The sequence below is a fragment of the Leisingera sp. SS27 genome (assembly GCF_028368855.1).
Lineage (GTDB): Bacteria > Pseudomonadota > Alphaproteobacteria > Rhodobacterales > Rhodobacteraceae > Leisingera.
In genome coordinates, this window is sequence record NZ_JAQNCY010000002.1 from 210,415 (window position 1) to 224,083 (window position 13,669).

General features: G+C 60.1%; 16 protein-coding genes. 6 read left to right on the plus strand and 10 right to left on the minus strand.

What is annotated here, in order from left to right:
* Nucleotides 1-82: 82 nt before the first annotated feature.
* Nucleotides 83-580, minus strand: a complete 498-nt coding sequence (locus N6L27_RS06890; RefSeq protein ID WP_039183740.1) for an acyloxyacyl hydrolase — start codon at nucleotides 578-580, stop codon at nucleotides 83-85.
* Nucleotides 581-800: 220 nt separating this feature from the next.
* Between N6L27_RS06890 and ychF the strand changes: the two genes are divergently transcribed.
* The 3 genes from ychF (at nucleotide 801) to N6L27_RS06905 (ending at nucleotide 2,799) form a co-directional block, all read left to right on the plus strand.
* Nucleotides 801-1,898, plus strand: coding sequence for a redox-regulated ATPase YchF (ychF, locus tag N6L27_RS06895; protein ID WP_271906483.1), 1,098 nt, complete (start codon nucleotides 801-803; stop codon nucleotides 1,896-1,898).
* Nucleotides 1,899-2,046: 148 nt separating this feature from the next.
* Nucleotides 2,047-2,424: a DUF2237 family protein gene (locus N6L27_RS06900; protein WP_271906703.1), complete on the plus strand. Its 378-nt coding sequence runs from the start codon at nucleotides 2,047-2,049 to the stop codon at nucleotides 2,422-2,424.
* Nucleotides 2,425-2,454: 30 nt separating this feature from the next.
* Nucleotides 2,455-2,799 carry a lysozyme inhibitor LprI family protein gene (locus N6L27_RS06905; protein WP_271906484.1) on the plus strand — a complete coding sequence of 115 codons (345 nt, stop codon included), beginning with the start codon at nucleotides 2,455-2,457 and terminating at the stop codon, nucleotides 2,797-2,799.
* A 70-nt stretch (nucleotides 2,800-2,869) separates the two neighbouring features.
* Here the strand turns inward: N6L27_RS06905 and trpB are convergent, their stop codons facing one another.
* From trpB to ihfB, 4 genes are all read right to left on the minus strand, one after another.
* Complete coding sequence (gene trpB / locus N6L27_RS06910) at nucleotides 2,870-4,129, minus strand: tryptophan synthase subunit beta (protein ID WP_271906485.1); 1,260 nt, start codon at nucleotides 4,127-4,129, stop codon at nucleotides 2,870-2,872.
* Nucleotides 4,130-4,632: 503 nt separating this feature from the next.
* Nucleotides 4,633-5,286, minus strand: a complete 654-nt coding sequence (locus N6L27_RS06915) for a phosphoribosylanthranilate isomerase (protein WP_271906486.1) — start codon at nucleotides 5,284-5,286, stop codon at nucleotides 4,633-4,635.
* A gap of 7 nt (nucleotides 5,287-5,293) precedes the next feature.
* Nucleotides 5,294-5,644: a lipopolysaccharide assembly protein LapA domain-containing protein gene (locus N6L27_RS06920; RefSeq protein WP_271906487.1), complete on the minus strand. Its 351-nt coding sequence runs from the start codon at nucleotides 5,642-5,644 to the stop codon at nucleotides 5,294-5,296.
* Nucleotides 5,644-5,967 (minus strand): integration host factor subunit beta, encoded by a 324-nt coding sequence (gene ihfB, locus N6L27_RS06925; protein ID WP_271906704.1) that lies wholly within the window; start codon nucleotides 5,965-5,967, stop codon nucleotides 5,644-5,646. Before ihfB ends, N6L27_RS06920 begins: the two co-directional genes overlap by 1 nt.
* Nucleotides 5,968-6,459: 492 nt before the next feature.
* Here ihfB and N6L27_RS06930 point away from each other — a divergent pair, with 492 nt between their 5' ends.
* Both N6L27_RS06930 and N6L27_RS06935 read left to right on the plus strand, forming a co-directional pair.
* Entirely contained in the window at nucleotides 6,460-7,821 is a 1,362-nt protein-coding gene (locus N6L27_RS06930) for an ammonium transporter (RefSeq protein WP_271906488.1), read from the plus strand.
* Nucleotides 7,822-7,935: 114 nt separating this feature from the next.
* Entirely contained in the window at nucleotides 7,936-8,133 is a 198-nt protein-coding gene (locus N6L27_RS06935; RefSeq protein ID WP_271906489.1) for a hypothetical protein, read from the plus strand.
* A 44-nt stretch (nucleotides 8,134-8,177) separates the two neighbouring features.
* On the opposite strand, the gene N6L27_RS06940 is transcribed toward N6L27_RS06935, so the two are convergent.
* Complete coding sequence (locus tag N6L27_RS06940; RefSeq protein WP_271906490.1) at nucleotides 8,178-8,621, minus strand: hypothetical protein; 444 nt, start codon at nucleotides 8,619-8,621, stop codon at nucleotides 8,178-8,180.
* A gap of 35 nt (nucleotides 8,622-8,656) precedes the next feature.
* The gene (locus N6L27_RS06945) at nucleotides 8,657-9,025 is read right to left on the minus strand and encodes an antibiotic biosynthesis monooxygenase family protein (RefSeq protein ID WP_271906491.1); all 369 of its coding nucleotides are present in this window, start codon (nucleotides 9,023-9,025) and stop codon (nucleotides 8,657-8,659) included.
* A gap of 100 nt (nucleotides 9,026-9,125) precedes the next feature.
* On the opposite strand from N6L27_RS06945, the gene N6L27_RS06950 reads away from it, so the two are divergent.
* Entirely contained in the window at nucleotides 9,126-9,614 is a 489-nt protein-coding gene (locus N6L27_RS06950) for a MarR family winged helix-turn-helix transcriptional regulator (RefSeq protein ID WP_271906492.1), read from the plus strand.
* Between the two features lie 89 nt (nucleotides 9,615-9,703).
* Here the strand turns inward: N6L27_RS06950 and rpsA are convergent, their stop codons facing one another.
* From rpsA to N6L27_RS06965, 3 genes are all read right to left on the minus strand, one after another.
* Entirely contained in the window at nucleotides 9,704-11,383 is a 1,680-nt protein-coding gene (gene rpsA / locus N6L27_RS06955; RefSeq protein ID WP_271906493.1) for a 30S ribosomal protein S1, read from the minus strand.
* A gap of 225 nt (nucleotides 11,384-11,608) precedes the next feature.
* Entirely contained in the window at nucleotides 11,609-13,009 is a 1,401-nt protein-coding gene (locus N6L27_RS06960) for a KAP family P-loop NTPase fold protein (RefSeq protein WP_271906494.1), read from the minus strand.
* Between the two features lie 93 nt (nucleotides 13,010-13,102).
* Nucleotides 13,103-13,591, minus strand: coding sequence for a hypothetical protein (locus N6L27_RS06965; RefSeq protein WP_271906495.1), 489 nt, complete (start codon nucleotides 13,589-13,591; stop codon nucleotides 13,103-13,105).
* Nucleotides 13,592-13,669 lie beyond the last annotated feature (78 nt).

The following is a 13,669-nucleotide window of genomic DNA, read 5'->3' on the forward strand; positions in this document are numbered from 1 at the left end:
GCGGGCCTTTTGAAATCTGTCCGCCCCGGTGTGCCGAATGTTGCGCGGGAAATCAATCCCGCGCGAGGTCCGGCGGTCCGGCTCAGCTGCCCAGCGGAATATGCCAGCGCAGTGTCAGCGAGTTCACGCCCGGGTTTTCATCCGCGGTGGAGGCGTTGGACTTGTGGCTGATGGCCAGCGACACAGCTTTGCCGTTCTGGAACCGCTTGCCCACCGCCAGCAGGCTGCGGATCTCGAAGGCGGACCCCAGATCGTTCTCCGGCGAGCTTTCGTGATAGGCGCCGGGCATGACGCTGGTTTCGATGAACCAGTTGTTGTTCAGGTCGATCAGGCCGCTGATGCCGATACCGGCAAAAACGTCGCCGGTCTCCACCACCTGCAAAGTGCCGCCAAACCGCGCCGACATACGCCCCTTTTCGTAAAACGGCGTGTGCAGGTATTCGGCAGCAAACAGGGCGCCGTTTTCAGCGGTCTCCCGGTGGTAATCAGAATACCCCAGGCCCAGTGTCACTTCCTGCGCCGCAGCAGGTGCCGCCATGGCTGCCGAAACCGCAGCCGCCAGCAGAGTTGTCTTTTTCATTTCCAGCCCCTCGGAAAATAATGACTTTTGGCTAAGCTTTTTCAGGAGTCTTCTAAAACTCCCTAAACATTTGCCAAGGGGCTTATGGAAAATCAGTGTGCATACTGTCTGTGAAGCGGCACACAGTTCGCAACTGTGACACTTCTGCCAGACAGACTTGGCTTGCGCGGGCGTGCAATGCTGCCTAGAAGCAGCTCCCAAATGGCATCAGGAGGCCGCAATGGGCTTTAAAATGGGAATCGTCGGCCTGCCCAACGTGGGTAAATCGACGCTGTTCAACGCACTGACCAAAACCGCCTCGGCGCAGGCGGCCAACTTTCCGTTCTGCACCATCGAACCCAACGTGGGTGAGGTCGGCGTGCCGGACGCGCGGCTGGACAAACTGGCGGCGATTGCCGGCTCCAAGCAGATCATCCCGACCCGGATGACCTTCGTCGACATCGCGGGCCTGGTCAAAGGCGCCTCCAAGGGTGAGGGCCTGGGCAACCAGTTCCTGGCAAACATCCGCGAAACCGACGCCATCGCCCATGTGCTGCGCTGCTTTGAAGACGGCGACGTGACCCATGTGGACGGTCGCGTCGATCCGGTCACGGACGCCGAGGTGATCGAGACCGAGCTGATGCTGGCCGACCTCGAAAGCATCGAGAAGCGCCGCGCCAATCTGGTGCGCAAGTTGAAGGGCAACGACAAGGAAGCCCAGCAGCAGGACCGCCTGCTGGCCGCCGCGCAGGCGATGCTGGAAGACGGCAAGCCTGCCCGCCTGGTCGAGGTTGACGCCGAGGACGCCAAGGCCTGGAAAATGCTGCAGCTGCTGACAACCAAGCCGGTCCTGTACGTGTGCAACGTGGGCGAGTCGGAATCGGTCGAGGGCAACGCCCATTCCGCCAAGGTCGCGGAAATGGCCGCCGCACAGGGCAACAGCCATGTGATCATCTCTGCCCAGATCGAGGAAGAGATCAGCCAGCTGGAAGCAGACGAAGCACAGATGTTCCTGGAGGAAATGGGCCTGGAAGAAGCCGGGCTCGACCGGCTGATCCGCGCGGGTTATGAGCTGCTGCACCTGGAAACATACTTTACAGTCGGCCCTAAGGAAGCACGCGCCTGGACCATCCGCACCGGCACCGCGGCGCCGCAGGCGGCAGGCGTCATCCACGGCGATTTCGAGAAAGGCTTCATCCGGGCCGAAACCATCGCCTATGACGATTTTATCGCCTGCAATGGCGAACAGGGCGCCAAGGAAGCCGGCAAGATGCGGGCCGAAGGCAAGAGCTATGTCGTCAAGGACGGCGACGTACTGCACTTCCTGTTCAACACCTGATCCGCATTTCAGCGAAAAGTTCAGCCGCCCGTCAGCCCCGCTGGCGGGCGGTTTGTATTTGACAGCCCTGCCCCTGCTGCCGGAAATACCGGGACGCACCGTGCAATCGCACTACACTTACTGGGGCACGCAGCAAGGCAGGTCTTCGATGGAAAAAGACGACAGCATCAACGTATTGGGCGGCCCGCTTGCGCTTTGCTCCAATGGCCCGGTGACCGGCTTTTTCCGCGACGGCCATTGCAACACTTGCGCCGAGGATCAGGGCAGCCACACTGTCTGCGTGGTCACCACGGCAGAGTTCCTGGCGTTCTCAAAATACGTTGGTAACGACCTGTCAACGCCGCGGCCGGAGTTCAGCTTTACCGGCCTTCAGCCCGGCGACCGCTGGTGCCTGTGCGCTGCCCGTTTTCTGCAGGCCGCGGATGAAGGCTGCGCGCCCAAGGTCCTGCTGGAGGCGACCCACATGCGGGCGCTGGACATCGTGCCGCTCAGCGTGCTGCAAAGCTACGCCGCCGACCCGGCGTGAACGGTGCCCCAGGCAGAAGGAGAACCAGCGATGATGCGGATACTGGCACTGCTGGCGGCACTCAGCCCTGCTGCCGCAGCCGCGCAATCCCGCTGCAGCGGACAGACCCAGATCGATGCCAATTTCTGCGCCCAGGAAAAGTGGCAGCTTGCAGACGACGAGCTGAACCGCCTCTGGAAGCAGAAAAAAGCGCTGGCAGATGCCCGCGGCACAGGCGCGGCCCTGCTGGCAGAACAGCGCAGCTGGCTGAGGCAGCGCGACGCGGCGTGCAAGCCTGAACTGGCCGCGGGCGGCAGTGCGGCGCCGATGTTCTACTGGGCCTGCATGGAGGAAGAGACCCAGGCGCGTAATCAGGTGCTGCGGTCGCTGCGCTGATCCGCAAAGAAAAGGCCCCGGAAACCCCGGAGCCTCATTCAGACAAAACAGAGGTGATGCGGCACTGGCCTTATTCCTCGAAGGTACGGCCTTCCTCGGTGTCGGACATGTCAAAGCCCAAATGCTTGGCGACCGTGAACACGTCCTTGTCGCCGCGGCCGCACATGTTCATCACGATGATGTGGTCCTTGGGCAGCTCCGGCGCGATCTTCATCACGTGGGCCAGCGCGTGGCTGGGTTCCAGCGCCGGGATGATGCCCTCGGTGCGGCAGCTGACCTGGAAGGCCTCCAGCGCTTCCTTATCGGTGATCGAGACATACTGGGCGCGGCCCGTGTCATGCAGCCAGGAATGCTCCGGCCCGATACCCGGGTAGTCAAGACCAGCGGAGATCGAGAAGCCCTCCTGGATCTGGCCATCTTCATCCTGCAGCAGGTAAGTGCGGTTGCCGTGCAGCACGCCAGGGCGGCCGCCGGTGAGCGACGCGCAATGCTGCATCCGGTCATCAACGCCTTTGCCGCCTGCTTCCACGCCGATAATGCTGACCGAAGGATCATCTAGGAACGGGTAGAACAGGCCGATGGCGTTGGAACCGCCGCCGATTGCGGCAATCACGGTGTCCGGCAGACGGCCTTCGCCCTCTTGCTCGGCCAGCTGCCAGCGGGTTTCCTTGCCGATGACCGACTGGAAATCACGCACCATTGCCGGATAGGGGTGCGGGCCGGCCGCGGTGCCGATGCAGTAGAAGGTGTCGCGCACGTTGGTCACCCAGTCGCGCAGCGCATCATTCATCGCGTCCTTCAATGTGCCGCGGCCAGAGGTGACCGGGATGACTTCAGCACCCAGCAGGCGCATGCGGAACACGTTGGGCGCCTGCCGCTTCACGTCATGGGCACCCATGTAGACTATGCACTTGAGCCCGAACTTGGCGCAGACGGTGGCGGTGGCCACCCCGTGCTGCCCGGCACCGGTTTCGGCGATGATGCGGGTCTTGCCCATGCGGCGCGCCAGCAGGATCTGGCCCAGCACGTTGTTCACCTTATGCGCGCCGGTGTGGTTCAATTCGTCGCGCTTCATATAGATCTTCGCGCCGCCCAGTTCCGCCGTCAGGCGTTCGGCGAAGTACAGCGGGCTGGGACGGCCAACGTAGTGTTTCCACAAGCTCTCCATCTCAGCCCAGAAGGAGGGGTCGTCCTTGGCTTTGTTGTATTCTTCCTCAAGGCTCAGGATCAGCGGCATCAGGGTTTCCGAGACGAAACGCCCGCCAAAGATGCCAAAGCGGCCCTGTTCGTCCGGACCGTTCATGAAGCTATTGAAAAGATCGTCGGCCATGGTTCTTCCCTCACTTTCGCAGCGCCCGCCATGACTATATTGCAGCAGCGCCTTGGTAAAGGGAGATTGCGCAACCAGCTGTGCCCGGCCAAGGCCCCTGCCCTGCCGGTGTGCTGCTGCTGTTTGCTGTATGCTGCCTGGCCTGAGAGGCGCGAAGGTAAGGGTGGCGGCGCCGCCAAGGGGCGGAGGCGGGACGGGAGGGTTGCTCCCGCACGCGAAACGTCGTCTGTGCGTGCCCGTGCCAAGGGGCCCTGTTCCAAAGCGCCGGGGATGTCAGGCCCGGCAGTGACCGCGATCAATTGGAACTATGCCGCACGCCGCTTAAGATCCCGTGAGACCAGCGTACGCCGGGGGCGCAACACCCTAGCCGGTGCGCCTTGAAACAGCGGTTGCGCAGTGAGTATTTTTGGAAAGATGAAGATGCAGGCCCGGTGTTTTCACCTTTCCCCAAAGACTCAAATCCCGGCGGAGCCGCGATCGCTGCCAATGGGAAATGCAGGGCGTCAGCCGCGGGCGACGCGGGCCGCCTTGGTGAAGGCTTCGATCAGAGCCGCATCTTTTTCACCCGGTGCGCCTTCGACGCCGGAGGAGACATCAACCTGACGCGCGCCGGTCATGCGGATCGCTTCTGCCACGTTTTCAGGTGTCAGCCCGCCGGCCAGCATCCAGGGTTTCTGCCAGTACTTGCGCCCCGCCAGCAGCCGCCAGTCAAAAGCGAGACCGTTGCCGCCGGGCAGCTTTGCCTCCTTCGGCGGCTTGGCGTCGATCAACAGCTGGTCCGCCACCTGCTCATAAAGCGCGATCTGGGGAATGTCGGCCGCATCGGCAATGCCCACCGCCTTCATCACCGGCAGCCCGTAGCGGGCGCGCACCTCGGCTACTCTTTCCGGAGATTCCTTGCCGTGAAGCTGCAGCATGTCGAGCGGCACCGCGCCGGTGATGGCATCCAGTTCATCATCCGAAGCATTCACCGTCAGCGCCACCTTGCACAGGCCGATCGGGGCTTCGATGGCCAGCGCTGCGGCCTGGGCGATGGAGACATTGCGCGGTGATTTCGGAAAGAACACAAAACCCGCATAGGCTGCCCCGGCAGCGGCAACGGCCGACACGTCCTGCGGGGCGCTGAGCCCGCAGATCTTGACCCGGATGTCCGTCATTGCAGGCTCAGCTCGCGTCTTCGAGAAGCGCCAGGACCTCGTCCTTGCCTTCGTTCTTCTGCTTCTTGAGTCGGGTCACTTCACGGTTCAGCTTGCGCGCCTCGCGGGCCTTCTGGGCCGCTTCGCTGCGGTGCTTGTGCTCGCGGATCCATTCCCACAGAAAGCCGATCACCAGCCCCGCACCAACGCCGCCCAGCACCACCACGAAAAGCGGCAGCGCTATGCTGTAGTTGAAACCGGCCAGTTCGGCAAAGGCTGCAGGCATCAGTTTCAGCTCAACCACCGTGCTGTTTGCCAGACAGACGGACACCAGCACAATGGCCAGAGCCCCAAGAACCGCGTAGCGAATGTAACGCATCAGGCTTTCCCGTTCAGGCGGTCCCTCAAGAGTTTACCCGTCTTGAAGAACGGCACATGTTTCTCTTCGACTTCGACCGTCTCGCCGGTGCGGGGATTGCGGCCGGTGCGCGCGTCCCGCTTCTTGACCGAAAAGGCGCCGAAGCCGCGCAGTTCGACCCGGTCGCCGCGGGCCATGGCATCAGTCACTTCCTCGAACACCGTGTTCACGATCCTCTCCACATCCCGCTGATACAGGTGCGGGTTTTCGTCTGCAATCTTCTGAATCAACTCAGAGCGGATCATGTTCTTTTTCCTCCCAGGGTGCCGGTATGTTTTGGCTATTATTCTGAGAGTATAGGAAAATTCCGAGCGCGGGGGAACAAAATGCCGCAGGTTTGACGGGCAAATCGGCGGCTCTTTACCACCTTTTGAGGCCGCAAACCCCCAATCGCGGGCGGCAAAGCGCCGCCGCAGCGCGGCATCAGCACTGCCGCGCGGCGCTAGCCCGGTTTGATTCGGGGCGCCGCAAGCCTGTGCCGGTCACGCGCCGAAGACCGCACCTCTCCCCGCAAAGCCGCGCGGGATGCGGCATCTGCCGGCCTCGCATGCCGCATATGAAACTATATTTCCGGCAGGTAAAATTTTTCATTGTAAAGCGCCCGTCATCGCCCATGCTTTCCTGACCAGGCGCGTCAGCGGAACTGACCGGATCTGGTCCAATCTAACCGGCGCATCCGCCCTCTGGCGGCAACGGGCGCCGGCCTGTCAAAGCCGGTGGCAAACAACCGGCAGGACAGCAAACCAACTTGGAGAGAACTGGAAATGCCATTGGACATGAGCACGATACATGTACAGCAAGTCACCCTGAATTCGCTGGTGCAGAACATTCTTTACGCATCCGGCATCGTCGGGGCCATCCTGGTCGTTGTCGGCCTGCTGCTGATCGACGCGGGCACCGCACGGCGCAGGAACCTGTTCAACTCGACCATTGAAAAGACGCTGGGGTTCTTCCTCGGCTTTGCCACCTATTACGTCATCGGTTTCGGCCTGTGGGCCGGGCAGTATTACATCATGGAAGGCGCCACCATGATGGATTCCATCAACGACTGGTGGCTGGGCGGCGCCATGACCAATGCGCTGGCGCATCACACCGACCCGGCAACATTTCCGGGGCTGAACACCTTCCAGATCTTCATCTTCTTCCTGGCGGTGTTTGCGGGCATTATCAACATTCTGCTGCATTTCGCGGTATCTGAGCGGATGAAGGCCTCAGCCTATTTCATCACCTGCATTGTGGCCGCGGTGGTCTCCTCCGCGCTCAGCTGGGCGACCTGGGGCTCTGTCGGGCCGCTGACCAATGCAGGTTTCCACGACTTCTTCGGTGTTGGTTTTGTTTACCTGTTCCCGGCCGGCATGGCGCTGGTGTTCACCCCGAAACTGGGCGCGCGCCCCGGCATGATGGCACCGCACCCGCGGATCTCGGCCTATCTGGCACCGAGCATCGGCCTGTGCGCGCCGGGTCTCTTGCTGATCTTTGCAGGCCTGCCGATGGTGATCCTGTCCTGCCTGTTCTTCTTTGACCCTGAGGCGCTGGCGGTCAGCGTCACCATGGCCGACACCAGCGTCGGCATCGCCATCAACAACTACGCCATGGTCTGGGCCGGCGGCGCCATTACCGGGCTGCTGATCGCCTATGCCACTGGCAAATACGCCTATACCCTGCTGGGGCCGCTCGCAGGTTATGTCGCCGGCGCATCCGGCTTTGATGTATACCTGCCCTGGCAGGCCTTCATCGTTGGCCTGGTTGCACCTTTCGCCGCCTACGCCGTCTATGAGTTCACGCTGAAGCGCGGCATCGACGAGCATAAGCTGTTCCCGCTGTTCCTGGGCTGCGGCACCCTGGGCATGGTGCTGCTGGGGGTCTTCAAGGCCGGCACCCCGCGCGGCGGCTACTTTGGCATTGAGGAAGGCGCCTATGCGTTCCAGCATGGCGAGATTTCGCTGGTAATGCAGCTGGCGGGCACTGCCGTCTGCATCGGCACAGGTGTTGTCACGGCACTGATCCTGTCCTTCCTTCTGGAGCGCACCGTGGGCCTGCGGGTTTCGGAGGACGACCAGATAGACGGTCTGGACGGCAAGAACTGGGACCTGGAACCGGATGTTGTCACCCACGCGGACAGCGCCCAGCACGCCTGATCCATCCTGAGCCGCATAAGGCCCCGGCAAGTGCCGGGGCCTTTTTTGTGCAGTTCGGGGCTGCACCGCGAAGAATCGGCTATAGTTGACGTCATCAACACGGAGGAAACAACGATGCTGTACCCGCTTGCCTCGCTTGAGGCTGACAAACTGGACGCGATCAAGAGCCTCGAAAAGGACATCGGCAGCCCGGTGGTGGCGCTGGCAGGTGTTGAGGCAACCACCGCCGCCCTGCCTGACGAGAAGCTAAAGAAGCTGCAGGAGCTGGAAGAGGAACTGGGCGTCGTGCTGGTGGCGGTGCGGCCGAACTAGGGGCATCCGGGGATCCGCGAAAACCTGATCGTGCCACGGCGCCGTTAGCCGGAACGCCGGAGCCGCCCGGTCATCTTCAGGCCATCACGGAAGTTCAAGCCCATCATGAACAGGTTTCCGGCGCCGGCGATCAGCTCAACCGTTTGGACCGCATAGAACATGCCGTCAAATTCACCGGCCGCAGCCTTCCCGGCCAGGAACCAGGCGGCAGGGACGAGAACCAGCAAGCCATTCACCGCGATTACCGGCATGCGCTTCTTTTTGGCCCTCGCCGGAGCGTCTTTGCGCCGGCGGCCCATCGCCATCCCGGACCCGCCAACAATGATCATGGCCGGGATAAGGACAAACGTGCCTTTCAGGATTGTCTCTTTCACGGCCGCGATCATCTCGTGGCCCGCAAACAATTCACTTATGGCCGTTGATGTCCAAAAGGTCAGGATCATCAGAAAGCCAATGGCGCCTGCAATGGCGTGAATCTTCGTTTTCATTTCACTTCCCAATTAGTTGGTCTGCCGGGCAGGCATCAGGACGTGCAGCAGTTCGCCACGGCAATCTTTTCAAACAAGTGGGGAGCCGTTACAGCGCTGGAGGGATAGTGGCCAAGCTGCTGTTGGAACTCCGGATTGGAAAACGCCGCACGGAAATCCGCAACGGAATCCCAGACCGCATAATTCAGATACATGCTGCCATCGCCGATGGCCTTGTGAAGCTGTGTGCTGATGTAGCCCGGCTGCTTCTTCATCCACAGGGCATCATTTCTCCACGCTTCGACCAAGGCATCCTGCTCAGCAGGATCAACCGTGAAGAGGTTAACCAGAACGACCGGCCCTGCCTCGACCGCCAGCTGCTGATCAATGGGAAACTCAGGATCCAGGGGTTTGAAATTGACCATCGCAGGTGCTCCTTGTATGCCGCTTCAACTTGGTGTCATGTTGTCATATAGGGATAAACAGCCACAATGACAACACATTGTCAAATATTCGGGGAACGTCATGCTTGAAGAGCAACGAAGCGAAGCGGGAGAAGCGGTAACGGAGCTGATTCTGGATGTGTTCCGGCTGAATGGCCGGTTGCAGATTGCTGGTGACCGCCTGGTTTCCGGGCTGGGGCTGACAAGCGCGCGATGGCAGATACTTGGCGCCATTGCCTATGCGGAAAAGGCGGAAACCGTCGCCTGGCACGCCCGTAACATGGGAGTTCATAGGCAAGGCATTCAACGGATCGTCAATGAGCTCAAGCGCGAAGGGATTGTAGAGTTTCAGCCGAACCCGCACCACAAGCGCGCTCAGCTAGTTGTCATGACGCCAAAGGGACGGGACCTGTATGATGCCGCCATTGCGATGCAGATCCCCTGGGTGAACGCGCTTGCCACAGATCTGTCACCAGAGGAAATCGCGGCGGCGCAGAAGGTTATTGGCCAGCTCAAGGCGCGCCTAGAAGAGGCGCCGACGTCCCAGGACGACAGCAGCTCCCGAAGCTGACGCCGGGGGCGAACAACACCTTTCCCAAACAAAAAGCCCCGCAGATTTCTGCGGGGCTTTCCGTTTATTAAGCCGTGAGGCCGGGGAGATTAGTCGCCCGACTTCAGTGCGGCGCCCAGGATGTCGCCCAGCGATGCGCCGGAGTCCGAGGAGCCATACTGTTCCACTGCTTCTTTCTCTTCCGCGATCTCGCGCGCCTTGATGGACAGGCCCAGGCGGCGGGTCTTGGAGTCGACGTTGGTGACGCGCACGTCGACCTTGTCGCCAACCGAGAAACGCTCGGGGCGCTGGTCGGCACGGTCGCGGGACAGGTCGGAGCGGCGGATGAAGGACTTCATGCCTTCGTATTCCACTTCGATGCCGCCGTCTTCGATCGCGGTCACTTCCACGGTCACGATCGAGCCGCGCTTCACGCCGCCCACGGCTTCAGCGAACTTGTCGCCGCCCAGGGCTTTGATCGACAGCGAGATACGCTCTTTGTCGACATCCACTTCGGAGACAACGGCCGAAACCATGTCGCCTTTGCGGTAATTCTGGATCGCGTCTTCGCCACGCTCGTCCCAGGACAGGTCGGAGAGGTGAACCATGCCGTCGATGTCGCCGTCGAGGCCGATGAACAGACCGAATTCGGTGATGTTCTTGACTTCGCCTTCGACCTGGGTGCCCTCGGGGTTGTTCTCGGAGAACACTTCCCACGGGTTGCGCATGGTCTGCTTGAGGCCCAGGGAGACGCGGCGCTTGGCACCGTCGATTTCCAGAACCATGACGTCGACTTCCTGGGAAGTGGAGACGATTTTGCCCGGGTGGACGTTTTTCTTGGTCCAGGACATCTCGGAGACGTGGACCAGACCTTCGACGCCCGGCTCCAGCTCAACAAATGCACCGTAATCGGTGATGTTGGTGACGCGGCCCTTGTGCACGGAGGACAGCGGGTACTTGGCGCCAACCAGATCCCACGGGTCTTCCTGCAGCTGCTTCATGCCGAGGCTGATGCGGTGGGTCTCTTTGTTGATCTTGATGACCTGAACCTTGACGGTTTCGCCGATCGACAGGATCTCGGAGGGGTGGTTCACACGGCGCCATGCCATGTCGGTGACGTGCAGCAGGCCATCAACGCCGCCCAGGTCAACAAACGCACCGTATTCGGTGATGTTCTTGACGACACCGTCCACTGCCTGGCCTTCGGACAGGTTGCCGATAACTTCGGCGCGCTGTTCGGCGCGGGACTCTTCGAGGATCGCGCGGCGGGAGACAACGATGTTGCCGCGGCGGCGGTCCATCTTCAGGATCTGGAACGGCTGCTTCAGACCCATCAGAGGGCCTGCGTCGCGCACGGGGCGCACGTCAACCTGCGAGCCGGGCAGGAAGGCAACAGCGCCGCCCAAGTCGACAGTGAAGCCGCCTTTGACGCGGCCGAAGATCGCGCCTTCGACGCGCTGATCGTCTGCGTAGGCTTTTTCCAGGCGGTCCCAGGCTTCTTCGCGGCGGGCCATCTCGCGGGAGATGACAGCTTCGCCACGGGCGTTTTCAGCGGCGCGCAGGAAGACTTCCACTTCGTCGCCGACTGCGATTTCAGCCGCTTCGCCGGGGTTTGCGAATTCTTTCAGATCAACGCGGCCTTCCATTTTGTAGCCGACGTCGATGATGGCCTGGCCGGCTTCGATTGCCAGCACTTTGCCTTTGACAACCGAACCTTCGTCCGGGGTGTCCATTTCGAAGCTTTCGTTCAGGAGGGCTTCGAATTCCTCCATCGATGCGTTTTGAGCCATGAGGTCTCAGGTTTCCTTTACTAGTGTTTCTGGCCGGGCGGTTGTCTCCGCCGGTCTTGGTTAAGCCAGTCCAGAACGTGATCCGGAGCACATCTGATCAAACAAACACAAAGGGCCGAGGTAGTCCCCAGCCCTGCTCAGATATGCCGCCCGGACGTTTGCCGCCCTTGTATTGACAGCGCGCGTATAGGCGGATTCCCAGGGTTGTGCAAGGGAAAAGCCCTGCTAAGCCCGCCCCTCGTTGGGTCGCACATCGAATTGAGCCAAAGTATTCAAAGCAGCTTCGTGATCGGGGATGTAGCGCGGCCCCAGAAACAGACAAATTTTAGCCCAGTCACGCATGTTGCGCCCTTCCGGACATTCATACCGGTCCTCCGGAAGCCCGACCAAAGCCTGGCAATGCTCATGAACGAAAGAAGAAGCCGCATCATAGCGACCGAATTGCGCCTTCCCATTGTTCACATCCGTTTGAAACCTTTCCGCGACTTGCGGGGTCAGTCTAGCGCGAGGCAAAAGCTCCCAAAGCATTGCTTCAACAACGCGACCAGAGTTTATAAATGCAATGCCAACCAGCAAAGGCACGTCGAAAGGCCGATCCGCATAGCACCGCAAAGCCAGTTCGATTTTCAGCCGAACCCTCTTGATTTGTCGCATTGACATCTTTGAACGCACAGCCAATGCGCCAGCAAGAGCAGAGGCGCGTGCTAGAGTAAATTCAGGCCCTTCACCAAATGGAATTCCTTCAGGCAGTTCGCGAAACAACTGCTCTACTGCCTCCGAAAACACCTCATCGGTCAGCGGCAAAGCCAACCGTATGTCCACGAATTTGTCGAGGTAACGCTCCCCATCTTCAGGTTGGCCAAACCGGTTCGCTGCAAGACCCTCCAGATAGTGCGCATTGACCATCAGGCAAAAGACGAACCCGTCATGTGCAAATACAAGTTTCATCGCTTCAAGAAAGGCTATTGCATAGTCCGGGTGGCACCGGTCCAGTTCGTCTACAAGAACAACTACGCGTTTCTCCGGTTTTTCCTTTTCTGGGTCCTCTCCAGTAAGAGCTGCCCTAAGTGCTTTCATTTGTTCAGGCAGGTCAATATTGCGTACCCTCTCAGCCTCAATCTGAGCTGCAATCAGATTACCTGCTTTTTTTGACACCCCGTCGCTGAAGGCATCCAAATGCTCTTGCAAACTCTCCTGCCCTTCTAGTCCTTCGCTCATCTCGTCGGACAGATAGTCAACCAGTGCACCGGCACCTTGCCGCGCTGCAATGCCTCCTGCTGTCCGGGCCAACACACCCAAAACCTTCTTACCCTTGGCAAAGGCGGCATCTCGTTTTGGTGTGTCACTTTCTGGAAGCTTGTCGATTAGAGCACCTACAAATGTAAGAACTGGATCTCCGGTGTGATCAGCCATATGCGCATCGATCTGGATGACCACCTCACCTGAAGCTTCGAGATGTTTGGCCCATCGTTCTCGGAAGAACGTTTTTCCCCGGCCATATCCGGCTTCAATCGAGATCACCTTGGTGTCGTCAATCGTCTTGATCAGACGGGTGAAAGCCTCCCCGACGGACTTAAAACCTAAGAGGTCCCCCTCCCACACGTCCTCTGGTTCCTTGTCTTTCACGTTCGCCTCGCCTTGAGTTTCCAGCAACTTTTCGGAGAGTAACGGTGCGCTACAACCGGCTTCAAGAGCGAACTGGGGATCACTCCAATCTGATCAAGGTGCCTTGCGGCTGTACTCCTGCTCCAGCAGGACGACCCCCACCAGCACATAATCAACTGACACCCCTTCCCCCCGTAGCGGCAGGTAGATTTCGGACGAGCTGCGGTATTCCGGCAGCGGGCCGACATAAGGCAGCGCGGCGAGCAATGGCCGGGAAGTGGAGGCCACTTCGTGAAAACAGCTCCAGATCATGGAACCGGGGCCAAAGCCAGGGTGTTCCGAGAGCCGGGTGCCAACGTATTTGTTGCCAAGCGTGTTGATGATCTTGTTGCGTACATACAGCGCCTTGAAATCGGCAGGTGCGCCGGTTTGTGTCCGTTCTATTTCATAAACGGACAGGACATTCGGCGCCGGGCGGGCATTTGGCAGCTCGAACTGCGTAAGCCGCGGAAAATCGCCATCATCAGAGGCGTTCCGCCAATGAAAAAACACCTGCTTCAGTTCCGGCTGCAGTTCGCCTGCAGAGAAATCAGAAGTAAACACGCCTTGGCTGCCCCCGGTAAAAAACACACCATTTTTCGGCCCTTTGGAAGCGGCAAGAGCCGTGCCTTCTTTAATAGC